The organism is Streptosporangium vulgare, assembly GCF_042428775.1.
GTDB classification, from domain to species: domain Bacteria; phylum Actinomycetota; class Actinomycetes; order Streptosporangiales; family Streptosporangiaceae; genus Streptosporangium; species Streptosporangium vulgare.
Genome location: NZ_JBHMBS010000015.1, coordinates 49,627 through 74,586 on the forward strand (window position 1 = coordinate 49,627; position 24,960 = coordinate 74,586).

The 24,960-nt window shown below is 70.5% G+C and carries 20 protein-coding genes; 10 read left to right on the forward strand and 10 right to left on the reverse strand.

From position 1 onward, the window contains the following. The first annotated feature begins 45 nt into the window (after nucleotides 1-45). Complete coding sequence (locus ACFFRH_RS27805) at nucleotides 46-1,623, forward strand: RICIN domain-containing protein (RefSeq protein ID WP_386160665.1); 1,578 nt, start codon at nucleotides 46-48, stop codon at nucleotides 1,621-1,623. Nucleotides 1,624-2,331: 708 nt separating this feature from the next. Continuing rightward, the gene (locus ACFFRH_RS27810) at nucleotides 2,332-2,598 is read left to right on the forward strand and encodes a hypothetical protein (protein WP_386160667.1); all 267 of its coding nucleotides are present in this window, start codon (nucleotides 2,332-2,334) and stop codon (nucleotides 2,596-2,598) included. Nucleotides 2,599-3,222: 624 nt separating this feature from the next. Here ACFFRH_RS27810 and ACFFRH_RS27815 read toward each other — a convergent pair. Beyond that, the gene (locus tag ACFFRH_RS27815) at nucleotides 3,223-3,591 is read right to left on the reverse strand and encodes a VOC family protein (RefSeq protein ID WP_386160669.1); all 369 of its coding nucleotides are present in this window, start codon (nucleotides 3,589-3,591) and stop codon (nucleotides 3,223-3,225) included. A gap of 63 nt (nucleotides 3,592-3,654) precedes the next feature. Here ACFFRH_RS27815 and ACFFRH_RS27820 point away from each other — a divergent pair, with 63 nt between their 5' ends. Continuing rightward, the gene (locus tag ACFFRH_RS27820) at nucleotides 3,655-4,113 is read left to right on the forward strand and encodes a MarR family winged helix-turn-helix transcriptional regulator (protein ID WP_386160671.1); all 459 of its coding nucleotides are present in this window, start codon (nucleotides 3,655-3,657) and stop codon (nucleotides 4,111-4,113) included. A gap of 150 nt (nucleotides 4,114-4,263) precedes the next feature. On the opposite strand, the gene ACFFRH_RS27825 is transcribed toward ACFFRH_RS27820, so the two are convergent. Both ACFFRH_RS27825 and ACFFRH_RS27830 read right to left on the reverse strand, forming a co-directional pair. Continuing rightward, complete coding sequence (locus ACFFRH_RS27825) at nucleotides 4,264-5,739, reverse strand: pyridoxal phosphate-dependent decarboxylase family protein (RefSeq protein WP_386160673.1); 1,476 nt, start codon at nucleotides 5,737-5,739, stop codon at nucleotides 4,264-4,266. Nucleotides 5,740-5,883: 144 nt separating this feature from the next. Further along, nucleotides 5,884-6,141 (reverse strand): hypothetical protein, encoded by a 258-nt coding sequence (locus tag ACFFRH_RS27830; RefSeq protein WP_386160675.1) that lies wholly within the window; start codon nucleotides 6,139-6,141, stop codon nucleotides 5,884-5,886. Between the two features lie 446 nt (nucleotides 6,142-6,587). Here ACFFRH_RS27830 and ACFFRH_RS27835 point away from each other — a divergent pair, with 446 nt between their 5' ends. Further along, nucleotides 6,588-7,853 (forward strand): hypothetical protein, encoded by a 1,266-nt coding sequence (locus ACFFRH_RS27835; RefSeq protein ID WP_386160677.1) that lies wholly within the window; start codon nucleotides 6,588-6,590, stop codon nucleotides 7,851-7,853. An 85-nt stretch (nucleotides 7,854-7,938) separates the two neighbouring features. On the opposite strand, the gene ACFFRH_RS27840 is transcribed toward ACFFRH_RS27835, so the two are convergent. Genes ACFFRH_RS27840 through ACFFRH_RS27855 form a run of 4 tightly spaced genes read right to left on the reverse strand, consistent with a single transcriptional unit; the run spans nucleotide 7,939 to nucleotide 12,069 of the window. Then, on the reverse strand, nucleotides 7,939-8,940 hold the full coding sequence (locus ACFFRH_RS27840; protein ID WP_386160679.1) for a LacI family DNA-binding transcriptional regulator: 1,002 nt from the start codon (nucleotides 8,938-8,940) through the stop codon (nucleotides 7,939-7,941). Between the two features lie 41 nt (nucleotides 8,941-8,981). Then, a complete protein-coding gene (locus ACFFRH_RS27845) occupies nucleotides 8,982-9,827 on the reverse strand; it encodes a carbohydrate ABC transporter permease (protein WP_386160681.1) in 846 nt (281 codons plus the stop codon). A gap of 32 nt (nucleotides 9,828-9,859) precedes the next feature. Continuing rightward, nucleotides 9,860-10,762, reverse strand: coding sequence for a carbohydrate ABC transporter permease (locus ACFFRH_RS27850; protein WP_386160683.1), 903 nt, complete (start codon nucleotides 10,760-10,762; stop codon nucleotides 9,860-9,862). Beyond that, nucleotides 10,759-12,069 carry an ABC transporter substrate-binding protein gene (locus ACFFRH_RS27855; protein WP_386160685.1) on the reverse strand — a complete coding sequence of 437 codons (1,311 nt, stop codon included), beginning with the start codon at nucleotides 12,067-12,069 and terminating at the stop codon, nucleotides 10,759-10,761. The genes ACFFRH_RS27850 and ACFFRH_RS27855 overlap by 4 nt, the downstream gene beginning before the upstream one ends. Nucleotides 12,070-12,443: 374 nt before the next feature. Here ACFFRH_RS27855 and ACFFRH_RS27860 point away from each other — a divergent pair, with 374 nt between their 5' ends. Together ACFFRH_RS27860 and ACFFRH_RS27865 are read left to right on the forward strand one after the other, a co-directional pair. Beyond that, nucleotides 12,444-14,618 carry a beta-galactosidase gene (locus tag ACFFRH_RS27860; RefSeq protein WP_386160687.1) on the forward strand — a complete coding sequence of 725 codons (2,175 nt, stop codon included), beginning with the start codon at nucleotides 12,444-12,446 and terminating at the stop codon, nucleotides 14,616-14,618. Nucleotides 14,619-14,710: 92 nt separating this feature from the next. Continuing rightward, nucleotides 14,711-16,237, forward strand: coding sequence for a glycoside hydrolase family 53 protein (locus ACFFRH_RS27865; RefSeq protein WP_386160689.1), 1,527 nt, complete (start codon nucleotides 14,711-14,713; stop codon nucleotides 16,235-16,237). A 216-nt stretch (nucleotides 16,238-16,453) separates the two neighbouring features. Here the strand turns inward: ACFFRH_RS27865 and ACFFRH_RS27870 are convergent, their stop codons facing one another. The 3 genes from ACFFRH_RS27870 to ACFFRH_RS27880 form a co-directional block, all read right to left on the reverse strand. Next, nucleotides 16,454-17,896: a pectate lyase family protein gene (locus ACFFRH_RS27870; protein WP_386160691.1), complete on the reverse strand. Its 1,443-nt coding sequence runs from the start codon at nucleotides 17,894-17,896 to the stop codon at nucleotides 16,454-16,456. Between the two features lie 260 nt (nucleotides 17,897-18,156). After that, a complete protein-coding gene (locus ACFFRH_RS27875) occupies nucleotides 18,157-19,020 on the reverse strand; it encodes an NAD(+)/NADH kinase (protein WP_386160693.1) in 864 nt (287 codons plus the stop codon). Nucleotides 19,021-19,149: 129 nt separating this feature from the next. Further along, nucleotides 19,150-19,572: a hypothetical protein gene (locus ACFFRH_RS27880; RefSeq protein WP_386160695.1), complete on the reverse strand. Its 423-nt coding sequence runs from the start codon at nucleotides 19,570-19,572 to the stop codon at nucleotides 19,150-19,152. A 338-nt stretch (nucleotides 19,573-19,910) separates the two neighbouring features. On the opposite strand from ACFFRH_RS27880, the gene ACFFRH_RS27885 reads away from it, so the two are divergent. The 4 genes from ACFFRH_RS27885 (at nucleotide 19,911) to ACFFRH_RS27900 (ending at nucleotide 24,916) form a co-directional block, all read left to right on the forward strand. Then, nucleotides 19,911-20,711, forward strand: coding sequence for a sulfotransferase family protein (locus tag ACFFRH_RS27885; protein WP_386160697.1), 801 nt, complete (start codon nucleotides 19,911-19,913; stop codon nucleotides 20,709-20,711). Beyond that, entirely contained in the window at nucleotides 20,708-21,934 is a 1,227-nt protein-coding gene (locus ACFFRH_RS27890) for a glycosyltransferase family 4 protein (RefSeq protein ID WP_386160699.1), read from the forward strand. Before ACFFRH_RS27885 ends, ACFFRH_RS27890 begins: the two co-directional genes overlap by 4 nt. A gap of 503 nt (nucleotides 21,935-22,437) precedes the next feature. After that, the gene (locus tag ACFFRH_RS27895; protein ID WP_386160701.1) at nucleotides 22,438-23,823 is read left to right on the forward strand and encodes a family 2B encapsulin nanocompartment shell protein; all 1,386 of its coding nucleotides are present in this window, start codon (nucleotides 22,438-22,440) and stop codon (nucleotides 23,821-23,823) included. A 52-nt stretch (nucleotides 23,824-23,875) separates the two neighbouring features. Next, nucleotides 23,876-24,916: a family 2 encapsulin nanocompartment cargo protein polyprenyl transferase gene (locus ACFFRH_RS27900; RefSeq protein WP_386160703.1), complete on the forward strand. Its 1,041-nt coding sequence runs from the start codon at nucleotides 23,876-23,878 to the stop codon at nucleotides 24,914-24,916. Nucleotides 24,917-24,960 lie beyond the last annotated feature (44 nt).

The following is a 24,960-nucleotide window of genomic DNA, read 5'->3' on the forward strand; positions in this document are numbered from 1 at the left end:
GAGCGCAGGTCATTCGGACCTGCCGGACCAGCAAGGAGTTCGGCTGTGAAGAGCAGATTCGTCAGGAGGGTCGCGGCCGTCGTCATCGTCGGCGCGGTCGCCGCGTCCGGATGGGCGTTCGGCACCTCCGCCGCCGCGGCCGATCCGGCACCCGGCGCCTACACCCTCGTCAACGCGAGCAGCGGCCTGTGCCTGACCGTCCCCGGTGCCGGCGGCTCCGACGGCGTGCAACTCACGCAGTCCGGCTGTGGCGCCGCCGGTCAGACCTGGAACCTGGCCGCCGCCGGAAGCGGGTTCCAGCTCAAGGCCGCGCACAGCGGCAAGTGCGCCGGTGTCCAGGGCGCGAGCACCTCCGCGGGCAAGGCGGTCCAGCAGGAGAGCTGCACCGGCGCCTCCTCCCAGACCTGGAGCCTGGCCGCCTCCGGGTCGAACTATCGGGTGGTCAACGCCAACGGCGGCAAGTGCCTCAACACCAAGGACAACTCCACCTCCTCCGGCGCCCTGATCCAGCAGAACTCCTGCGACTCGGTGGCGACCAAGCAGTGGCGGTTCGCCCCCGCGGGCGGCGGCAACCCCGACCCGACGGCCACCCCCACCCCCACCCCGACCCCCACTCCCACGGTCACTCCGACCCCCGGCAATCCGGGCAACGCGAGCGGCCTGGTGGGTTTCGCGACCCTTGACAAGTACGGCCGCAACGGCACGAACGGCGGCTCGGGCGGCCAGACGGTGACCGTCGGCACCTACGCGCAGCTGGCGGCGGCCGTCGCCGACGACACCCCCCGGATCGTCCGGGTGTCGGGCACGATCACCGGTACCGGCGCGGACATGCTGGACGTGGGGTCGAACAAGACCATCATCGGCGTCGGGACGAACGCGACGATCAGCGGGTTCGGGCTCGACGTCAACGGCTGGGGCCCGGAGGAGGTCGCCTGGGGCGGCGACCTCTGCGACCCCGCCGAACGGGACAGGTTCACCCACGTGCAGAACGTGATCATCCGGAACCTCTCGTTCAGGAACTCCCCGGACGACTCCGTCAACGTGCAGTGCTACTCCCACCACGTGTGGATCGACCACAACACGTTCTACCCGGCCGCCGACGGCTCGGTGGACATCAAGCGGGGATCCGACCTGGCGACGGTCTCGTACAACCGTTATGTCGGTACGGACAAGTCGATGCTGCTGGGCCACAGCGACAGCAACGGCTCCCAGGACACCGGCTATCTGAACGTCACTTACCACCACAACTGGTTCGACGGGTCCAACACCCGCCACCCGAGGGTGCGGTTCGGGTACGCCCACGTGTTCGCCAACTACGTGGACGTCGACGACTACTTCATCGGCCTGGGCGTGAACGGAAAGATCTACGCCGAGAGCAACCACGTGAAGGGCGCCAAGACGATCACCGAGGACTTCGGCAACGCGAGCCTCACCTGGGCGGGCAGCAACTACTACGACATCGCCACGATCCGGCGGGCGCAGAGCAGCGGCAGCACCATGAGCGACTGGCTGCGCGCCGACGGCGCCGTCTCGCGGCCGTCGTACTCCTACTCGGCGGGATCCGCGTCCGCCACCCCGCCGTCGGCGGGCGCCGGTGTCGGCGGCGCGGACACGGTTCCCTAGAGGTCCTGTTCCCCGGCAGCCCCGTTTCTCAGCGGTTCCGTACAGGCCGGGACCACTACCGCCGACCCGGCCATCCCGATGGCCGGATCGGCGGTAGTGGTTGTGGCGGCATTCCAGGACGGCCCGGTGCCCTGCCCGGAGCATCGCGTAAAGGGCCGGGATCGACTCCTCGAAGTCGTCCAGGGCCGTCGGATAGTCCCGGGCGGCGAATCGGATGTTCGCCGGGTCCGTTCTCGGGGCGGTCAGGAGCCGGTGGGCCCCGGTGGAGGGCGAGGTGGAGGGCGAGGTGGAGGGCGAGGTGGACGGCGAGCGGGGCGCGACGGTGTCTTCGAGTCCGGTGGGGTGACGGGAACACGCGAACACGACGACACGCGATCGGCCCATGCCGGACGGATCATCGACGACAACGACGATGACACCGTCGACATCGTCGACCGTATCGAGATTTCCGTCGCCATACGCGAGAGAAGTCTGATGGCTGCGGCCAATCGCTGGAATCGATAATCGCGTCGATGACCGGGCGGGCAGGCGCAAAGGGGAATCGAGTTAATGTCGCATCGCTGTCAGCAAATTACATGATCTATGTCAATATTCAGCACCCTAGCCGGGAAGTTATAAACACATGGCCTGTCGTCGCCATAAATCATTCTATGTTTTACCGTGCAGGTACGTTCAATCGACCATAGTGGTCGCGAAAGAAGGGGTGATATGGGAAAGAAAAAGAAGACCCCCTTGGCTCACGACATCATCGACGCCGTAGCCACGGTTGCCGGTTCAACGGTCGGGGTGAAAGTCGCGGCCCTCGGCGTTGCCACCGGGCAACCAGTAGCCGGAGCGCTCGGAGGTGCCTACGCGGGCAAGAAGGTCCGGGACGAGATCAACAGCCTGAAGACCCCCGAAGGCCGAGAGAAGTGGGGCGAACGTCTGGACAACCTCGGCGAGAACACACGAAACAATCCATGCCCCGGTTATTGACGATCAGCGCGCGCTCAATCTCGACGCGGGCGCACGCGGGATTCGCATCTGCCGCCGAGTAGGAGTGGCGCGAAACAGGCCCTGGGCGGCCGGAGCCCTCATCCCGAGGAGTTGAGGGCTCCGGCCGCCCAATGCCCATTATGTGCTGCGGCCATCGGGGGGCGCCGGCCGTTCAGGCTGTCGTTCAGGCTTCGGTCCATCGTGTCGTGGTCACGTCGATCTGCCCGGTCACTGCCGCTGTGATCGGTGCCCGCTTCCGTTCCGCGAGAAGATCGAGCCGGCCGCCGATTGGAGAACGAGGTGAGTGGGTCATCGACCGCTGTTCCGCCACTCGCTCGACCGCTGTACGTTGTTCGGCAAGTTCGGCGTTTGGGGCAGGCCGTTCTCGAATGTCTTCGCCATGTGATTCCACCGGCGATTGCCCGCGTGATTTCACCGGTGGTCGCCCGCGTGGCAGGCGGGTCGTTGTTCCTCACCGCGTAGCGGCGATCAGGTATGTCTGCTCCGGGTGGTCGCTTGTTCTTCGTCGGCCGGAAGGGGCCGTGCTTCACAGGCCCATCGCAGAAGAGGGTGTGGCCGGGGCCTGAAGCCGCCGTGGTCGATCGTCCGGTGGCGTTTGGCCGATCAGGCGCGGTCGTGGAGAGTGACCTGGTAGCCGTCGGGGTCGGCGAAGGTGAATGTCCGGCCGAAGGGGCCGTCGATCGGTGCGGAGACGATGGTGTGACCGTCGGTGACGAGGGCATCGTGAATGGCCTGGACGTCTGTGGCGTGGAGCCAGATCGCGGCACCGACGCCGGGCTGGGCGACGGATGCGAGATCGGTGCCGGGAACGACGTCGCGGAGTGCGAACGCGATCGGCTTCGTCTCGAAGACGACCGCGTGCGGAGGTCCGGCCTGCGAGCGGACGAGGCCCAGGTACTGCTCGTAGAACGCCTGTGAAGCGTCGAGGTCGCGCGCTTGGAGCGAGATGAAGTCGGGGCCGGTGACGGGCATGACGATGCTCCTTATTTGCGTGTCAGGATTCTGACACGGGTCAATCTATGTCAGAATGCTGACATGAGTCAAGACGATGTCGGCGTCGACCTGGAGACGTCACTGGGCTACCTGCTGAAAGAGACGTCGAGCGCCCTCCGCGCGGCCATGGAGGAGGTGCTGCGGCCGCTCGGGATGAGCGTGACGCGCTACTCCTGTCTCGAGCTGCTGGCTCAACGACCGGGCCTGTCGAACTCCGAGCTCGCGCGGCGCGCGTTCGTGACACGGCAGTCGATGAACGTGCTGCTCCAGGCACTGGAACGAGAGGGCTACGTGACCAGGCCCGCGGAGGCGCCTGTCGGGAAGGTTCTCCCCACGCGGCTCACGCCTCGCGGCCGACGGAGCCTCGAGAAAGCATCCGTGGCGGTCCGGTCCGTCGAGGTCAGAATGCTGGCCGGCATGACAGAGACCGAGCGGTCAGACGCGTTCCGGATCCTGCAGAGCATGATCCGTTCCCTGCGCGACGGCAACGACGGTGCGTAGCTCGTTTCCCGGCGCACGTGTCGTCGCGCCCGGACAGGAGGGCGGCCGAGCGTGAAAACCCGTGCCGGCGACCTCGAAAACCGGCAGACCCCGACCACACCCTCTTCTGCGACGAGCCGCTTCACATCGCGGACGGCCGCGTCGACCGTCTCACGGCCGGGAAGCGACCTCCTGGAGGATCTTCGCGACCCGCTCCACGTCCGCCTCCGTCGTACGCCAGTTGCTGAACGCGGCGCGCAGCGCGGGCACCCCCTCGTGGATGGTCGGGGTGAGGAAGGCCTCGCCGGACGCGGTGATCGCGTCGACCACCTCGTCGATCCGGGCGGGGGAGGGGGAGCCGGCGAGGGTGAAGCAGACCACGTTGAGCCGTACGGGGGCGAGCAGCCGGTAGGCGGGCATCGTGGCGATCCGCTCGCCGAGCCCGGCGGCGAGGGCGACGTCGCGCCGGACGATCTCCGCGTGCCCCTCGCGCCCGTACGCGGCCAGGGCGAACCAGGCCGGCAGCGCGCGCAGGCGGCGTGAGTTCTCCGGCGTGAGGTGCACGAAGTCGGGGTCGTCGCCCACCGGGCCCAGGTAGGCGGCGGAGTTCCGGAAGACGCGGGCCTGCAGGTCGCGGCGGCGGGTGAACTGGATCGCGCTGTCGTAGGGCACGTTCAGCCACTTGTGCAGGTCCACGCAGACCGAGTCGGCCTCGCCGAGGCCCGCGACGAGGTGGGCGTGCTCGGGGGAGAGCGCGGCGAAGGCGCCGAACGCGGCGTCCACGTGCAGCCAGAACGGGTGGTGCTCGCGCAGGGCCGCGATGGCGCGCAGGTCGTCGAAGTCGACGGTGTTCACCGTGCCGGAGTTGGCGACCACGATCGCCGGGGCGCCGTCCAGCCGGTCGAGCTCCTCGGCGAGCCGGGCCACGTCCACCGCCTCCCGGCCCGGCAGCAGGCCGACCCGCCGGATCGCCGACCGTCCCAGGCCGAGCATGGACAGCGACTTGACGACGCTGGAGTGCGGGCTTCCCGACAGCACTGTCACCGGCCCGAGCGCGGCCACGCCCTCCTCGGCCGGCGACACGCCGCGCCGCTCGCCCAGCCACTCCCTGGCGATCGCCAGGCCCGCGAAGGTGGACATGGTCGCGCCGCTGACGAACGTCCCCTCGTGCTCGGGCGGCAGGCCGAAGAGGTCGCGCAGCCAGGCGGCCGTCTCCCGTTCGAGGTCCGGGGCGAGCGAGTCCAGGCCCGAGGTGGGATTCTGGTCGAGGGTGCCGGTCAGCCAGTCGCCCGCCAGTGCGGCGGGTGTCACGCCGCCCGTGACGAAGCCCAGATAGCGGGGGCCCGCGCCGGCCGCGAAGCCCGGCTCCCACCGCTTCGCGAACTCCTCCATCGCCCCTTCCAGGCCGATCCCCGTCTCCGGCAGGGGTACGGGCGCGGGTCTCACCGGCGTCCGCGCCACCGGCCGGTCGCCGAGCCCGCCGAGCAGGCGCACGGCGTACGCGCGGGTGGCCTCCAGCAGCTCGGGGACGCGGGCGTGGTCGGCCCCGAGCGACCCTCCTGTTTCCTCCGGTGTGGCGGGCAGGTGGCCGCCGGTGGGCGATGATCCGGGAATGGGCGGGGTGCCCGCTTCGTCTCTGGCGTCCATTCTTCGACGCTACGACGCGGGCCGGCCGTCTGGCGAGCGGGGCGGGTCCCTGGCCGATCGGCTCCGGGTGCCGTACGTCGTGGCGCGGTCCCGCGCCGTGGTCAGGGGGAAGGAGTCGTGGTCGGATCGAGCGGGAGGGCGTGGTCAGAGCGAGAGGGAGATGGACGGGCGGACCCGCCCGGCCTCGCACAGGGCCCAGCGCATCCGGCTCGCGTACGCCTCCGGGTGGTCTCCGGCCTCCTGGGCGACGAGGGCGGTGCAATCGGAGAGATCGGCGTGGCAGGCACGGATCCGGCCTTCGATGATCGTGCGCACCTGGTCAGGTGAGGGGTGGTCCGAGGCCTGCAGCGTGGAGACGAAGAGAACCTGTGCCAGGTCGGACACGTTCATCAGGGTCGTCATCACGTGATCCTTTCCCGGGAGGCGCGGAGGTCCTGCGGAACTTCGATCGCGTCCCCGTCGGTAGTTCGGCCCGTGTTCACCTTCTATCGTCTCTCCCGGCACCGACATTTTCGCCCCGTAGTGAGCCCCTGCCACCCCTATTTTCCGGCGAACAATGGGATGTGGCGCGCGGCGGCGGTCGCCACCGTGTCCAGTTCCCACGGTTCCACCACAAGGTGGGCCGGGGCGTGTCGGCGTGGTCGGTCACGGCACGCGGATCGCCGCCTCATCTCCGGCGCGCCTGCCGCAGGCACTGGTCATCCGGGCTGGTGATCTTTACTGGTGTCCGTCGCAACTGTGTTCACATCTGTCACGCGGGTGAGCGCCCGTTTGGCGAACAAGCCGCCGACATTCTGGAATGATCGCTGAATATCCTGTCGGACATCGAGACTGACGGACAGTGACTGATGCCCCCCATCGATCAAATCACCACCTTCGCATCGGACCAGCCGGTTCTCACGGCCATCATCGCCGTGTTCGCCCTCGTCCTCCTGGTCGTGGCGTATTTCGCGCTGCGCGCGATCCAGCGCCTGGCGGTCCGCTTCTATCATCGTCACGTCGCGCCCCGTCCGGCGGAGGACGTCCTCACCATCGTCGCCGCCAGCATCGCGACGGGTGTCTCCGCCCAGGGCATGTGGCGTTTCTCCGGTGACGTGCTCGGCTTCGACGGCCCCCTGCGGCTGCTGCTCTTCGCCTTCATCGAGGTCGCCGTCATCACCAGCGCCGTCCGGGCGCGCCGCAACATGCGGGAGAACTTCTCCGCGGGCATCGACGGCATCGCCGTATGGGCGCTCACCGGTCTGACGGCCGTGCTGTCGAGCATGGACGCCCGCAGCGCCGCCGAGGCCGTCTTCCGGCTCGCCGCCCCCCTGGTGGCGGCGTGGCTGTGGGAGCGCGGCATGGCGATCGAACGCCACCGCATCACCGGGCGTTCCCGCATCAACTGGCGGATCACCCCCGAGCGCGCGCTGGTCCGCATCGGGCTGGCCGAGGTCAGCGACCGTACGGCCAGCGAGGTGGACGCCCACCGCAGGCTGACCCGGGTCGCGCTGGCGGCCAAGCGGGCCCGCGCGCTCCGCGCCTCGGGGGCGTCCGACAGGAAGATGCGCGTGGCCCTCACCAAGCTGGACCGTGCCATGGACCGGGCGGTGGAGCACAGCGGCCTCGCGGTCGACTCCGCGCGCCAGGAGGCCCTGCTCTCCCAGATCGGGGCCCTCTACAACACCTCCGCCCTGATCGACCTGACCCCGCCCGTGCCGTGGGCGCCGGAGCCCGAGGAGCCGGCGAGGTCGTCCGGGCGCCCCGCGGTGGCCGCGGGCCCCTCGGCGCTGCGGCCCCCGGTCGACGATGACGACGAGGAGTTCCACGTGCTGGACGTCCCGCCGCCGATCGTCGACACGGCGCGGCGCGCGGCCCAGATACGCGCCGCGCGGGAGTACTGGGACAAGCAGATCGAGCGGAAGTTCGTGCCCCGCGCGGACGACATCGCCCACGAGACCGGCGTCTCCCTGGCCACCGCCCGCGAGTGCCGGGCCCTGTGGAAGCTGGAGCCCAAGGCTTACGCGCTGCTGGAGGCCGCCTTCCGCGAGCACGGGATCGTCGACACCGGAACCTTCCCCGCGATCGAGACCGAGCACGTCCTGACCGTGAACGGGTCCTCACCCGGTCGCTGACCCCGCCGTCGGTCCCGTTCGATCCCGCCGCTCGCTCGCTCGCTCGCTCGCTCGCCCGGCCGGTCCGCCCGGCCGGGCGGACCGGTCAGGTCGACTCGCGCACGATGAGGGTCGTGGGCAGTATCACCGGCTCCAGGTTCTCCGCGCCGTCGATCAGGGCGAGCAGCAGGCGGACGGTCTCCTCGGCGACCCGTTCCAGGGGTTGCCGGACGGTGGTGAGCGGCGGGTGGGTGGTGAGCGCCACCGCGGAGTCGTCGAAACCGCCCACCGCGACGTCCTCGGGCACCCGCCGCCCGGCGGCGCGCAGGGCGGAGAGCGCGCCCGCGGCCATCAGGTCGGAGGCGACGAAGACCGCGTCGATGTCGGGGGCGCGCTCCAGCAGCCGGGCCATCGCGCTCTCCCCGCCCAGCTGGGTGTAGTCGCCGTGCTCGATGAGTCTCCGGCTCGCCTTCCTGCCGAGGATGTCGGCGAAGCCCTCCAGCCGCAGCGCGCCGCCGGGGGTGTCGAGCGGACCGGTGATGGTGGCGATCCGTTTGCGGCCCCGTTCCACCAGGTAGCGCGTCATCTGCCGGGCGCCCTCGCGGTCGTCGGCCGCCGCGTAGGGGATCACGTTCTCCCGCCCGATGACGGCCCCCTGGGCGACGGCGGCCACCGGGATGTCCACCAGCGCGTCCACCAGCCTGTCGCCGGCGTGGGTGGAGACCAGGAAGGCCCCGTCGGCGTGGCCGCCGCGCAGGTAGCGGATCACCCGGTCGCGGTCGCCGTCGTTCCCGGCGATCATCATCACGAGCGACACGTCCCGCTCGGCGAGCATCCGGCTGGCGGTGCGCAGCAGCACGCTGTAGGTGGGGTCCTCGAACAGCTTCTCCTGCGGCTCGGACAGGACCATCACCACCGAGCCGGTCCGCTGGGTGACCAGGCTGCGGGCGGCCCGGTTGAGCACGTAGCCCGTCTCGGCGATGGCCCGTTTGACGGCGGCGTGCGCGGCGGGGCTGACGTACCTGTCGTCGTTGAGCACCCGGGACACCGTTCCCCGGGACACTCCCGCCACCGCCGCGACGTCGTGGATGGTCGGACGCTTCGCCATGCTCCTCATTGTCCCCTCGACCGGCCGCTGGTCGGCCCGGCCTAGCTTTTCACGGCCCCGCCGGCCAGGTCGGTCCGCCAGTGGCGCTGCATCGTGAGGAACAGCGCGATCAGCGGGACGACCGACAACAGGGTGCCGGTGAGGATCAGGTTGTAGAGCGAGGGCTGGTTCGCCCCCGCGGCGAGCAGGGTGTAGAGCCCCACGGTCAGCGGGAACCTCTGGTCGTCGCCCAGCATGATGAAGGGCAGCAGGAAGTTGTTCCAGATCGCGACGAACTGGAACAGGAAGATGGTCACCATGCCCGGGAGCATGAGCGGCAGGGCCACCCGGCGCAGCAGCAGCCAGTGCCCGGCGCCGTCGATGCGCCCGGCCTCCAGCAGGGCGTCAGGGACGGCGGCGGTGGCGTAGACGCGCGCGAGGTAGATGCTGTACGGGTGCAGGATCTGCGGGAGCAGGACCGACCAGTAGGTGTCGGCCAGCCCGATCCGCGAGAACAGCAGATACTGCGGGATGGCCAGCACGACGGCGGGCACCAGGATGCCGCCGATCAGCAGGTTGAAGATGAGGTTCCGCCCCGGGAAGCGGTACTTGGCCAGCGCGTAACCGGAGACGGCCGAGACGGCCGTGGAGAGCAGGGCGCCGCCGCCCGCGTACAGCAGCGTGTTCAGCATCCACAGCCAGAACACGCCGTCGCGGTAGGCGAACAGGTCCGAGAGGTTGGACAGCAGCCCGGTGCCCGGGGCGAAGGTCGAGGTGGAGAACAGCTCCCCCTTCGACTTGGTCGCGGCCACCAGCACCCAGCTGACCGGCAGCAGGCAGTAGAGCGCGCCCAGCAGCAGGATCGCGGTCGGCACGACCCCGGCCGGGCGGCGTATCTGGGAAGGCACCCGGGAAGACCCCCGAGAGGTCGTGGTGGCCATCAGCCCTCCCCGAAGGCGCGGTCGCGGACGACGCGCAGGAAACCGAACGACAGGATGAGGGAGATCGCCGCGATGACGATCGAGGTGGCGGCGGCCGAGTAGAGGTCGCCGGTGACGAAGGCGTCGCGGTAGACCTTCATGAGCGGGCTCCAGGTCGAGCTGATCGTGTTGGTCAGCGGCCGCAGGGTGGTCGGCTCGGTGAACACCTGGATCGTGGCGATGATGGAGAACACCGTGGTCAGGATGATCGCGGGCAGCAGGATCGGGATCTTGATCCGCAGCGCTATCTGGATCTCGCTCGCCCCGTCGATCCTGGCGGCCTCGTAGTAGGTCCTGGGGACGGCGCGCAGGGCGGTGTAGAGCACCAGCATGTTGAAACCGACGCCGCCCCAGACCGCCACGTTCGCCATGGAGAAGACCACCGCGTCCGAGCCGAGCAGGTCGACGTCGAGCACCTGGCGGAACGGGCTGAGGCTCGGCAGGTAGAGGAAGCCCCACAGCAGGGTGGCCGCCACGCCCGGCACCGCGTACGGCAGGAAGAGGGCGATCCTGGAGAAGCGCGCGAGCCGCACGTGCGCCGAGTCCAGCAGCAGCGCGAACAGCAGGGCGAGCCCGAGCATGACCGTCAGCACCAGCAGGCCGTAGCCCAGGACGCGGAGCCAGCCGGCCCACAGCTCGCCGTCGGAGAGCGTCGCCGCGTAGTTGTCGAGGCCGGCGAAGACCTCGCGGCGGGAGTTCTTGCCCAGGCCCAGCCCGGAGACCTTCGTGCGCCGCAGGCTGAGGTAGGCCGTGTAGGCGATGGGGATGGCCATGAAGAGCGTGAACAGCGTCATGGCCGGTGCGAGGAAGAGGTAGGGGACGGCGCTCGCGGTGCGGGCGCCGCCGCCGGGGCGTCGTGTCATGGGGTGAGCTGGAATCCGGACTTCCGCATGTCGGCGACCGTCGCGTCCTGCATCTTCACGAGAGCGCCGGAGAACGCCGACCCGTCCTGCAGGGCCTTGTCGAAGGCGTCCTTGAAGGCGTTGTAGGTCACGTTGACGTTCGGCCCGAAGGTGAAGCCGCGCGCGGTGGCGGAGATCGCGGCGGCCTGCTGCCAGAAGTCGGGCTGGTTGGAGAAGTAGTCGGGGGCCTCGCCGAGCATGGTGCCGCCCTTGGTGGCGGCCGGGTAGACCGCCCCCTCCTTGACGAGCAGGCCGAGTGCCTCGGGGTCGGTGTTGAGCCAGGTCGCGAACTTCGCGGCGGCGGCCCGGTTGGGGGACTTGGCGGCGACCGCGGTGGAGGAACCGCCCCAGAAGCCGCTGGAGTTCTCCCCGGCGCTCCACTGCGGCAGCGGGGCGATCGCCCACTTTCCCTTGGCCTTGGGCGCGTTGCTGGACAGCACTCCGGGCGCCCAGATCGCCGAGGGCCAGGTCAGCAGCCTGCCGTCGTTCAGGGCCTTGTTCCACTCGGGGGTGAAGTACGGCTGGTCGTCGATGGCTCCCTCCTTGACGAGGCCGCCCCAGTAGTCGGCGACCTTCGTGGTGGCCGCGTCGTTGACCGCGACCTTCCACGACTCGCCGCTGATCGACCACCACTGGGCGCCCGCCTGCTGGGCGAGCCCGACGAAGGAGCCGGGGTCCTTGCTGGAGAAGGTCCCCAGGAAGACCTTGGGGTCCTTCTTCCGTACGGCGCGGGCGGCCTCGGCGTACTCGTCCCAGGTCTTGGGCACCTCGATGCCGTACTTCTCGAACAGGTCCCGGCGGTAGTAGAGCATCATCGGGCCGCTGTCCTGGGGGAGGGCGTAGACGGCGTCGGTGCCGAGCGTGACCAGCCCCCAGACGCCCTCGCCGAACTCGCCCTTCGCCTGGCCCACCTCGGCCGTGAGGTCGGCCACCGCGTCGGCGGCGACGAAGGAGGGCAGCATCTGGTACTCGGCCTGGACCAGGTCGGGAGGGTTCCCCGCCTTGGCGGCGGTCAGGAACTTGGTGGCCGCGTCGTCGCCGCCGGCCTGCTTGCTGACCGTGACCTGGATGTCGGGGTTGGCCTTGTTCCAGACCGCGGTGATCTTGTCCATGTTGGGGACCCAGGTCCAGTAGGTGAGCTTGACCGGCCCCGCGGGGGCCGAGCTCTGCGCGTCCGGGGCGGCCGGCTCCTGGGGAGTGCCGGAGCACCCGGCCAGGGCGGTGGCGAGGATCGCGGCCGCCACCGCTACGAGCCGGTTTGTCTGCATGTGTTCCTCCGGGTGGGGGTTCCGTGTGGGATTTCATGTCAGGGAGTCGGTCGCTGTGAGGCCGTCGCGGGGCCGCTGTGAAGCCGCTGGAAGGCCGCTGTGAGCCTGTCGAGGCCGCCGGCGAAGCCACTGGCGGAGTCACCGGGAGACCTGGAAGGCCGTCGGCGAGGCCACCGGGGGATGGCCGGGGATGGCGGGAAGGCCATCGGAACATCTGTGAACGTTCACAGACTGAAATCCGCCGACGGGTACTGTCAATGCCCGTTACGTTCTTGTTAACCCCCAGACATACCGGGCATCCCATGAGCGGTCTTCCGTGGCCGCCTGTCGTGCATTACTGTGCACGTTCACAGAAACCATTCGAGGGGGAGTCGTTGCCCGGATATCCCGCCCTGCCCGGGGGCATCGCGTACGGCGGGGACTACAACCCCGAGCAGTGGCCGGAGGAGGTCTGGCGCGAGGACGTCCGGCTGATGCGCGAGGCCGGGGTGAACCTGGTCAGCCTCGGCGTGTTCAACTGGAGCCTGCTGGAGCCCGCCGAGGGGGTCTACGACTTCGGCAGGCTGGACAGGATCGTCGACCTGCTCGACTCCGCCGGAATCATGATCGACCTCGCGACGCCGACCTCGTCCCCGCCCACCTGGTTCAGGACGGCCCATCCCGGCGCCCGCCTGGTCGACCGCGAGGGCCGCGTCCTCGCCGGCGGCTCCCGGCACAGCTTCTGTCCCAGCTCCCCCGAGTACGCCGCCGCCTCCGGGCGGATCGCCGAGCGGCTCGCCGAGCGCTACGCCGGGCACCCGGCGGTCGCCATGTGGCACGTCCACAACGAGTACGGCTGGGCCAACGCGCACTGCTACTGCGAGACCTCGGCCGAGGCGTTCCGCGACTGGCTGCGCGAGCGGCACGGGGACGTGGCGGCGCTCAACGCGGCCTGGGGGACCACGTTCTGGGGGCTGACCTACGGCTCGTTCGAGGAGGTGGAGCCGCCGAGGATCGCCCCCGTCGGCCAGCTGACGGCCCTGCGGCTCGACTACGCGCGCTTCTCCGTCGACGCGCACCTCGCCAACTTCCGCCGCGAGCGCGACGCCATCCGCCGCTTCTGCGACCTGCCGGTCACCACCAACTTCATGATCCCCAACTGCGAGCCGATGGACTACTGGCGGTGGGCGGGCGAGGTGGACGTCGTCTCCAACGACCACTACCTCGACGCCGGCCGGGCCGACAACCACATCGAGCTGGCCCTGGCGGCCGACCTCACCCGCTCGGTGGCGGGCGGGCGGCCCTGGATGCTCATGGAGCACTCGACCGGCGCCGTCAACTGGCAGCCGCGCAACCTCGCCAAGCGGCCGGGGGAGATGCGGCGCAACAGCCTCGCCCACGTCGCCCGCGGGTCGGACTCGGTGCTGTTCTTCCAGTGGCGGGCCTCCCGCCACGGCGCGGAGAAGTTCCACTCGGCGATGCTGCCGCACGCCGGGGAGAACTCCGATCTGTGGCACGACGTGGTCGCCCTCGGGGCCGACCTGCGCGGGCTGGCCGGGGTACGCGGCTCCCGCGTCGAGGCCGAGGTCGCGCTGGTGTGGGACTGGGAGTCGTACTGGGCGCTGGAGATGGAGTGGCGCCCCTCGGTCGACCTGCGCTTCCGCGAGCGCGTGGAGGCCTACTACGAGGCGCTCTGGCGCGAGCACGTCACCGCCGACTTCGTCCACCCCGCCGCCGACCTCTCGGCGTACCGGATGGTCGTCGTCCCCAGCTCCTACCTGCTCACGGAGGCGGCGGGCAAGAACCTGCGCCGCTACGTCGAGGCGGGCGGGCACCTGGTCGTCTCCTACTTCTCCGGGATCGTCGACGAGAACGACGCCATCCACCCCGGCGCCCACCCCGGCGCGCTGCGCGACGTGCTCGGCCTGTCGGTGGAGGAGTTCCACCCGCTGCCGGAGGGCGGCACGGTGCCCGTCGGTGTCGGTGTCGGTGTCGGTGTCGGCGGTGGCGACGGCGACGGCGGCCTGACCGGCCGGATCTGGTCCGAGAGGGTCCGCCTCGCCGGGGCGCGCGCCGTCCACTCCTTCACCGGCGGGCCGGACGCGGGCCACCCCGCGGTGACCCGCCACGAGCTGGGAGCGGGTACGGCCTGGTATGTCGCCACCGCCCTCGACCCGTCCCCCGACCCGTCCCCCGACCCGTCCCCCGACCCGTCCCCCGACCCGTCCGCGGAGCACGGCTCCGGTCCGTCTCCCGCGCGGGCCCCCCACATCCCCTCCTCCGGCTCCGGCGTCCCGGCGGGCGGCACGGAAGCCGGGGGCGGAGGGGATCTGCGCGCGCTCCTGCGTACGGTCCTCGACCTGGCGGGCGTGTCGCGCCCGCGCGGCCTGCCGGACACGCTGGAGCTCGTACGCCGGGGCCGGTACCTCTTCCTGCTCAACCACGGCGACGAGCCGGTCACCGTCCAGGGGGTGAGCGGGACCGGGGTGTTCGACGGCGCCGCGCACACCGGGACGGCGGCCGTGCCCGCCGGCGGCGTCACGGTCGTCGAACTGGCCGGGGACGCGTGATCGTCCCCGGGGTCGCGCCGGCCACCTGACCGCGCCGCGTCACCCGGGGTCTTCGGGGATCGTCCACATCACTCCTGACCAAGTGAGGACCCATGAAGAAGATCCTGGTGGCACTGCTGGCATGTGCCGCCGCCGTCCTGGTGCCGTTACCGGCCCGAGCCGCACCCACGGTCGCCAACGGCGGCTTCGAGACCGGAGGCGGCGTCGCCGCACCGGCCTCGTGGAACACCGCGGGCACCGCCGCCGCCGACTTCACCGAGGCCGGCGGCCACACGGGCTCCTACCGCCTGTCGCACTGGTCCACCAACGCGTACACCGTCGAGACCCACCAGACGCTGACCGGCCTGGCCTCGGGCACCTACACGCTCCGCGCCTGGGTGAGGTCCGGAGCCATGAGCCAGAGCTGGATCGCGCTGCGGAACTGCGGCTCCGCCGAGAGGCGGACCCACGCGCCGGTCAGCTCGTCGGAGTGGATCCAGATCGCCGTCACCCAGAACGTGACGGGCGGCCAGTGCACGATCTCCCTCGGCTCCGCGGCGGCGGCCGGCGGCTGGGCCAACTTCGACGACGTCACCTTCGCGGCCGGGTCGGCGACGCTGGCGGTGAAGGGCGCCGACACCTCGAGCCTGCCCAAGTCGGAGGCGTACGGAGGCAGGTACCACGACGCCGGGGGCGCGCGGGGCGACGCCCTCGCGATCCTGGCGGCGGCCGGAGCCAACTACGTCCGCCTGAAGGTGTGGGTGAACCCGGCCGACGGCTACAACAACAAGGCGCGGGTGCTGGCCATGGCGCAGCGGGTCAAGGCCAGGGGGATGCGCCTGCTGGTCGACTTCCACTACTCCGACACCTGGGCCGACCCCGGCAAGCAGTACAAGCCCGCCGCGTGGACCGGACACACGTTCGCGCAGCTCAAGACGGACGTCTACAACCACACCTACGACGTGCTGAACGCGCTGAAGGCGCAGGGCACCACCGCCGACATGGTCCAGGTCGGGAACGAGATCAACGACGGCATGCTCTGGGAGGACGGCCGCTCCTCCAACTTCGGCAACCTCGCCCAGCTGCTCAACTCGGGCTACAGCGCGGTCAAGGCCGTCTCGTCCTCGACCAGGGTCGTGCTGCACCTGGCCGAGGGCGGCGACAACGCGCTCTTTCGCTGGTGGTTCGACAGCGCCGCGGCCAACGGCGTGAACTACGACGTGATCGGCGTCTCCTACTACCCCTACTGGCACGGCACGCTCGGCGCGTTCCAGGCCAATATCAACGACATCGCCTCCCGCTACGGCAGGCCCGTCCTGCTCGCCGAGACCGCCTACCCCTTCACCACCGGCAACGACGACGGCCTCACCAACATCATCACCGCGGCGACCCCGTACCCCGGATACCCGGCCTCATCGGCCGGCCAGTCGGCGATGCTGCGCGACGTGATGAGCATCGTGCAGGCCGTGCCCGGCGGGCGCGGGCTCGGCGCCGTCTACTGGGAGCCCACCTGGACCGCGGTGGCCGGCAACGGGTGGGACCCGGCCGACCCGTCCTCGGGCAACGGCTGGGAGAACCAGGCGCTGTTCGACTTCGCCGACAGGGCGCTGCCCGCGCTCGCCCAGTTCGCCCACCAGTGATCCTCTCGACCGCCCACCGGTGATTCCCGCGACCGCCCACCATTGATCCCGCGACCGCGCGGCAGGATGCTCCCGCCGCGCGGTCGCCGTGAAAGCCTGTGGCCGGGCCCCGTCGGGGCCCGGCCACGCTCGGCTGCCGCCGCCCCCACGGAACCGGTTCCCGGATCCGTGCCGGACCCGGGTCAGGCGCGGGTCAGACGTGGGGCGGAGTCCGCGTCAGATGGAGATCCGTCCGGCGCCGGCGCCGCCGGTCACGATCGACTTGACGCTGGAGGCGCTGTCGAGGGAGTAGGAGTAGGGGATGGAGGCCACGCTGCCACCGGCCTGGCCGTTGCCGGAGTTGACGAAGTGGTTGTTGCGGGCGACCAGGGTGCCCGGTCCCGAGTCCCCCTCGCCGAGGTGGTACGGGTCGTCGGTGTTCTCGAAGTAGTTGCCCTCGACCAGGACGCCCGCGCCCTCGGTGGAGGCCACGCCGTAGCCGCCGACGTTGCCGTAGTAGTTGTTGTAGACGTGCACCGGGTTGCCGAAGCGCACGCGCGGGTGGCGCTGGGTGCTGCCGTCGAACCAGTTGTGGTGGTAGGTCACCCGCAGGTGCCCGCGGTCCTCGGAGCCGTTGCCGTCGTCGTGACCGAGCAGCATGGACTTGTCGTGGTTGGTGACCCTGTTCCAGGAGATGGTCACGTAGTCGCTGGCCCGCTTGACGTCCACGGCGCCGTCGTAGCCGTTGCTGAAGGTGTTGTGGTCGATCCAGACCCGGGTCGAGTACTGGACCTGGATGCCGTCGTCGTTCCAGTCACGGAAGGACAGGTTGCGGACGATGACGTTGGAGGCCTGGGAGATGTTGAATCCGCAGCCCACGATGGTGGCGCCCGAGTTGCCGATGATCGTCTTGTTGGAGCCGACCTTGAGCATCCCGGAGCAGGAGATCGTGCCCGACACCCGGATGACGGCCGCGCCGCTCGACGAGAGCGCGCTGCTCAGCGCCGAGGAGCTGCCGACCGTGGTGGGCGAGGCGTTGCCGCCGCCGGTGGTGCCGCCGCCCTGGGTCGCCCAGCCGACGAGGCCGCCCGGGTTGCCGGGGGTGGAGGTGATCGTGGGCGTCGGGCCGGGGGTGGGGGTGGTCGTCGGGCCGGGGCCGCCGCCCGCGGGGACGAGCCTCCACTGCTTGGTGGCGACCGAGTCGCAGGAGTTCTGCTGGATCAGGGCGCCGGAGGAGGTGGAGTTGTCCTTGGTGTTGAGGCACTTGCCGCCGTTGGCGTTGACCACCCGGTAGGTGGAGCCGGACTCGGTGAGGTTCCAGGTCTGGGAGGAGGCGCCGGTGCAGCTCTCCTGCTGGACCGCCTTGCCCGCGGAGGTGCTCGCGTCCTTGACGCCCGCGCACAGGCCGCTGTGGACGGCCTTGAGCTGGGTGCCGCTCCCGGTCACGGCCCAGGACTGCCCCGAGCCGCCGCAGCCGCTCTGGGTGAGCTGGACACCGGTGGAGGAGCCGGCGCCGGGAACGGTCAGGCACAGGCCGCTGCCGTCGTTCACCAGGTTGTAGTTTCCCGCCGCGGGCGCGGCGGCGGAGGCGGCGGAGACGCCGGCCACCGTTCCCGACAGGGCGAGGGCGGCGACCGCGACGAGGACGCCTGCCGCCTTCCCGTTGATTGCGTACAGCACAGTCGAGCTCCTTGCTGGTCCGGCAGGCCGGTACGGCCTGCGGTTCGGATCCCCCCCAGCGAGCACTCGCCGTTCACATGTGCGATCCGCGTACATGTGAGCGAACATCCACAAGCTAGGTAAGCGCTTTCCGACTGTCAAGCGAGGTGTGAAAGCTTCATGACGGGCGCTGTCATCTGATCGTCCTCGTCACGCTCACGACCGGCGGAGGGCGTGTGGGAGCGAGCCCTGACAGGTGGGCGCGGCCGTTGCGGGGAGGTCTAGTCGACCTCGGCGCTGCCGTTGACGCGGAGCTTGCGGCGGGCGCGGTCGTAGAAGCTCTTCGGGCCGAGCCGGACCACCCAGGCGGCGGCCCGGATCGCGGTGACGCCGAGCCCGTCCCCCGGCGTGAGGTGCGCGGCCACCGTGCCGTCCACCTCCACGGCGAGCCGGCCGCTCGTCGGCAGCAGGTCGAGCACGACCCGCTCGTCGGCCGAGAGCACGATGGCCCGGTTGAACGACGAGTGCGCCGCCGCGGGGACCACGAGGTACCCCTCGACCGTCGGCGACACGATGGGACCGCCCGCGGAGAAGCTGTAGGCGGTCGACCCGGTGGGAGTGGCCACGATCACCGCGTCGGCCGCGTAACGCACGAAGGGGTGCCCCTCCACGGTGATCGACACCGCCGACAGCCCGTCCCCCGGTATCCGCACCAGGGCGATGTCGTTGAACGCGGTCACCGTGGTGCCGTCGGGCAGGGCCGCCCGCACCGCCATGCGCGGCTCGACCGTGTAGGCGTGGTTGTCGATCGCCGACAGCGCGGGGGGCAGCTCGTCGACGTCGATCTCCGCGAGGAACCCCAGCTTGCCGAGGTTGACGCCGAGGACCGGGGTCTGCCGCCCCGAGATGAGGCGCATGGTGCGCAGCATCGTGCCGTCGCCGCCGAGGCTGACGAGCAGGTCGGCGCGGTCGACCAGGGTGGCGCTGTCGACCGACACCGCGCTGCAGTCGATGCGCCCGACCTCGTCGGGCAGCCCCAGCACCGTGACGTCACGGGCGCGGGCCCACTCCACGATCGTGTCGATGGCCACCTTCGAATCGCGCTGCGGGTGCAGAACCAGCCCCACGGTCTTGACCATCCCCATGCCCCACACTGTACGGGGCTCGCCGCCGGACCCGTACGCAGCGATCCTCCGCCAGGGCGGGAGCGAGGCCGGATGAGGGGCCGGGAGCGTGTGCCCGCCGCCGGGACGACCGGGCGGGGCGGCGGCGGGTCAGCTCTGGCGGTGTTCCTTCATGCGCGCCTCGTGGAGGTGGCGGCGACCGCCCGCGAGCCGTTCCCTGATCCGCTTCTCCACGCCGGTGAAGACGGCGTGGTAGCCGTCCTCGTACTCCTCCACGATCTGGAAGGTCCAGTGGCCCGGGATGACGTCGAGGCCGATCAGCTCGCGGGTCACCATGTCGGCCATCTCGGGGTGGCCCGCGGCGCGCAGCAGTCTCACCGCCTCGTCGAGCTGCAGGTCGGCGTGACCGGTCAGCTGGTGGAAGGAGTAGAGGTGCCCGCGGGCCCTCTCGGTCGTCTCCAGCGCCTCGGAGAGCTTTCCCAGGGCCTCGGCGGTGGCGTCGTCGACGTCGCGGGACGAGGCGTCCGGCGAGGTCTGGGAGGAGGCCGGATCCGGCCGTACGTCATGGGTCACTCGATCTCCTCCTCGCGGGGCGCGGCAGGCCGGGGGTGAGGCGCCCGAGCCTGGTCGCCGGCCGGTCGCACACCCTCTGAGCTGTGGGAACGTGTCACTACCCCGCGTGGGAAGGGTGAATCACCGATTGGTGCCGCCCTTGTCTCAAGGGTCGGACACATTCGTCCCAAGGGCCGGACGCGCTCGCGGACAGGGAGGTGTTCCTAAGTGAACACACAGTTAAATGCCAGGAAAGGTGACTAGCCTCCCTGGACATGGACTGGCAGCGCAAGGCCAACGACGCCCTTGTCAGGCTAACCGGATTCCAGCTTAACCGAGTAGGGAAAGTTGGTCCACCGGTGGCCGCGAGGACGCCCGCGGCCGTGGAGGAGTCGTTCAGGCCGCCCGCGGACCCGAAGGTCGACCGGCTGCTGGTCGCCCCGATCTTCATCCTCTCGCCGGTGAGGTCGGGCTCCACGCTCCTGAGGGCACTGCTCAACGCCCACTCCATGCTGCACGCCCCGCACGAGCTGCACGTGCGCAGGCTCCGGGTGGAGTTCGGCACCTCGCTGGCGGAGAAGGCGATGGGAGCCCTCGGGCACGAGCGGGCCGACCTGGAACACCTGCTGTGGGACCGCGTGCTCCACCGCGAGCTGGTCAAGAGCGGCAAGACGTTCGTCGTGGACAAGACACCGGCCAACGCCTTCGCGTACCGGCGCATCGCCGCGTGCTGGCCGGACGCCCGGTTCGTCTTCCTGCTGCGCCACCCGGCCTCCGTCGCGAGCTCGTGGTACGAGGCCGGCGCCGGCAAGAGGACGCCCGAGGAGGCGGCACTCGACGCCCTGCGCTACATGAAGGCCGTGCAGCGGGCGCGGGGGGCGCTCAGCGGGTGCACCGTGCGCTACGAGGACCTGACCGCCGACCCCGAGGCAGAGGCGCGCCGCCTCTGCGACTTCCTCGGCGTCCCCTGGGAGCCGGGGATGCTGACGTACGGCGAGCAGGCCGTGCTGGAGAAGGGGCTCGGCGACTGGAAGGACAAGATCCGCTCGGGGAGCGTGCAGCCCGCGCGCGACCTGCCGGGGGAGAGGGAGATCCCGGAGTCGCTCAGGCCGATGTGCGAGAGCTGGGGATACCTGCCCCGCGCCGCGGAGCCCACGTGACGTCGCCCGGAGCGCCCGCGACGCCCGCGACCCCCGGGGCCTCCGAACCCACCGAACCCATGAAGATCCGCTACATGCTCCTGCACGCGTACGGCATGGGCGGGACGATCCGCACGGTGATCAACCAGGCGAACGCGATGGCCGCCGCCGGGCACGACGTCGAGATCGTCAGCGTGGTGCGCCGGAGGGAGAGGCCCCAGTTCCCGATCGACGCGCGCGTCCGCCTGCTGGCGCTGTCGGACCAGCGGGACGGCAGGCCCTCGGACTCGGTGGGGCGCAGGGCCTGGCGGCGGATCCGCGGCAAGATCGTGCCCGCCGGGGAGTTCGCGGCCTCCTACTTCACCGAGCGCGTGGAGCGGGCCGTCATCGACTACGTCTCCGGGCTCCAGGACGGCATCCTGGTCACCACCCGTCCCGCGCTGAACCTCATCTCCGCCCGGCGCGCTCCCGCGACCGTCGTCAGGATCGCCCAGGAGCACATGAACCTGGCCACCCACCCCGAGGCGGTCCGGGCGGCGATCGCCCGTCACTACGGAAACCTGGACGCGGTGGCCGTGCTCACCGGGACCGACAGGCGGGAGTACCAGGCGCTCCTGCCCGGCACCCCCGTCGTGCGCGTCCCCAACGCGGTCGGCCCCGTGCGGCGGCCGCTCGCCTGGCAGGAGGACAGGCTCGTGGTCGCGGCCGGGCGTCTCGTCGGGCAGAAGGGCTTCGACCTGCTGATCCCCGCGTTCCGCAAGGTCGTCGACCGCCACCCCGACTGGCGGCTGCGCATCTACGGCACCGGCCCGAAGAAGGACGCGCTGCGCGGGCTCCTGAAGGAGCACGGGCTGCGGGACAACGTCACCCTGATGGGACGGACCGACCACCTCGACGAGGAACTGGCCAAGGCCTCCTTCTACGTGCTCAGCTCGCGCTTCGAGGGCCTGCCGATGGTGATGATCGAGGCGATGACCCAGGCGCTGCCCGTCGTCGCCTTCGACTGCCCGACCGGCCCGGCCGACGTGATCACCCCCGGGGTCGACGGGCTGCTCGTCCCTGCCCGGGACGTCGACGCGCTGGCGGCGGCGATGATCCGGCTCATCGAGGACCGGGGGCTGCGGGAGCGGATGGGGGCCGCCGCCCTCGTCACCGCGCGTGACTACACGCCCGAGATGGTCATGCCGCTCTGGGAGAACCTGTTCGCCGAACTCCTGGGCCGCGCGCAGAAACCATCCCGCTGACCGGTTCTGCCTGTTTTTTATCTTTTATGAGATATGCCGCTTCGGGCGGTATTTCGCCTTTCCGTCGTCGTCTTGTCGCGCCACCGCGCGGGGCCGGGGTGTTCCCGGTGCGGCCCGGGAGGTTTCTCGCGTCGCGCGGAGAGGGATTTCCGTGGCGCCGCGTCGGCCTCCGGGGATGCGCAGCACAATGTCTGGCATAACGGATATTCCCAGCTCGCAGCACCATTGAGTGGCTGGGACGTCGACATGAATAAGACATTCATTGTTTTTCGGGCATTTGGCGATAACGGCTTTGTCGATTGTCGGCCGGATCGTATCCAATGCTTGACAAGATATTTAAGGGCAACCCAAAATTGAGGCGTCCACGGTGGCGGGCCCTGTTCGGCTCCGCGCATCGGGGGGTCAACGATTCTGCCGTTTCTGTCGCGGGTAATTGACGTTCCCCCCTGGTTGTTCCATGTCTTCTTTCCCCTGTCAGTACGAGTACGGATCGGTGGTGTGTTGTGACGGAGTTCGAGGCTGGCCGCTCGCAGCTGAGTCTGAGTACGGACGCCGCGCGTAACCTGGCGACGACGACCAAGTCGACTCCCCAGATGCAGGAGATCACCTCGCGGTGGCTGCTGCGGATGCTCCCCTGGACGCAGGTCTCGGGCGGCACCTACCGGGTCAACCGGCGGCTGACCTACACGATCGGCGACGGGCGGGTGAGCTTCACCAACTCCGGGTCGCAGGTGGCGGTCATCCCGGCCGAGCTGTGCGAGCTGCCCCTGCTGCGCGGGTTCGACGACTCCGACGTCCTCGACGCGCTGGCGGGCCGGTTCGTCCAGCGGGACTTCCAGGCCGGTGACGTGCTCGTGGAGTCGGGGCGGCCCGCCGACGAGGTCGTGGTCATCGCGCACGGCAAGGTCAACAAGGTCGGCACCGGCCCGTACGGTGACGAGATCGTGCTGACCGTGCTGGCCGCGGGCGACCACTTCGGCGACGACACGCTGGTCGGCGAGGGGGGCGAGTGGCCGTTCACCGCCAAGGCGATCACCGGCGGCACGGCGATGGTCCTGCCCCGGCAGGCCTTCCTGGAGGTGGCCGAGCAGGCGGAGACGCTCCAGACCCACCTGCGGCAGCGTGAGACGGCCGCCCAGGGACCACAGAACAAGTACGGCGAGGCCGCCGTCGAGGTGGCCGCCGGGCACGCGGGGGAGGCCGACCTGCCGGGCACGTTCGTCGACTACGAGCTCTCCCCGCGCGAATACCAGCTGAGCGTCGCGCAGACGGTGCTGCGCGTGCACAGCCGGGTGGCCGACCTCTACAACGACCCGATGGACCAGATCGAGCAGCAGCTCCGGCTCACGATCGAGGTGCTGCGCGAGCGGCAGGAGCACGAGCTGATCAACAACCGCGAGTTCGGGCTGCTGCACAACGCCGACCTCAAGCAGCGGATCCACACCCGCACCGGCCCGCCCACCCCCGACGACCTCGACGAGCTGCTCAGCCGCCGCAGGAGCACGAGCTTCTTCCTCGCCCACCCGCACGCCATCGCCGCCTTCGGCCGCGAGTGCAACGCGCGCGGCCTCTACCCGCAGGGCGTCGACGTCGGCGGCAGCGGGGTGCCCGCCTGGCGCGGCGTCCCCATCTTCTCCTGCAGCAAGATCCCCATCACCGAGACCCGCACCACCTCGATCCTGGCCATGCGCGTCGGCGAGGACAACCAGGGGGTCATCGGCCTGCACCAGACCGGCATCCCCGACGAATACCAGCCGAGCCTGTCGGTCCGCTTCATGGGCATCAGCGAGAAGGCGATCATCTCCTACCTGGTGAGCGCCTACTACTCCGCCGCCGTCCTGGTGCCCGACGCGCTCGGAATCCTGGAAGACGTCGAGATCGGCCACTGACGACAGGCGGGGACAGGGCTTCGGACCGGCCGCTGAGCGAGGGAGAGCGATGATGACGACCATCGAGACGTCGACCGACGGGCGGTCCGCGGGTGCGGTGCTGGCCTGGAGCCGGGACATGGTCGAGGCGACCCTGCGCCCGGCGGCCGACACGCTGCCCGCGTCGATGAGGCGCATCGCCGGATACCACTTCGGCTGGTGGGACGAGCAGGGCCGGCCGTCCGCGACCGGCGGGGGCAAGGCGATCCGCCCCGCGCTGGCCCTGCTGTCGGCCGAGGCGGTCGGCGGCACCGCCGCCTCGGCGCTCCGGCCGGCGGCCGCCGTCGAGCTGGTGCACGACTTCTCCCTCCTGCACGACGACGTGATGGACGGCGATCGGACCCGCCGCCACCGCCCCACGGCCTGGGCCGTCTTCGGCGTCAGCCCGGCCATCCTGGCCGGTGACGCGCTGCTGACGCTCGCCTTCGACGTGCTCGCGACCGGAGGGCACCCGGTCACCGCCGAGGCGACCCGGATCTTCAGCGCCGCGGTCCAGGAGCTGCTGGACGGCCAGAGCGCGGACGTCGCCTTCGAGGAGCGCCAGGACGTCGGGCCGGCCGAGTGCATGAGCATGGCGGCCGGCAAGACCGGGGCCCTGCTGGGGTGCGCCTGCGGGCTCGGCGCCCTGTTCGGCGGTGGCGGCCCCGAGCAGGTCGAGCACTTCGTCGCCTTCGGCAGGGACCTGGGGCTGGCGTTCCAGCTCGTCGACGACCTGCTGGGCATCTGGGGAGACCCCGAGACGACCGGCAAACCGGTCCACTCGGATCTGCGCAGCCGCAAGAAGTCCATCCCGGTCGTCGCCGCCCTGACCTCGGGCACCCCGGCCGGACGGGAGCTGGCCGGGCTCTACCACCGGGAGCACCCGCTCTCCGACACCGAGCTGGTCCGCGCGGCCGAGCTCGTCGAGGCCGCGGGCGGGCGGGCCTGGACCCAGATGGAGGCCGACGAGCTGCTCGCCCGGGCCCTGCGTCACCTGGTGAGCGCGGGCGCGCTGTCCCGGCCCGCCGCCGAGCTGGCCACACTCGCCCGCCTCGTCACCCGCCGCGACCACTGACCGGAGCGGTCACACGCCTGTCGCCGACGACGCCCGGACGAGGG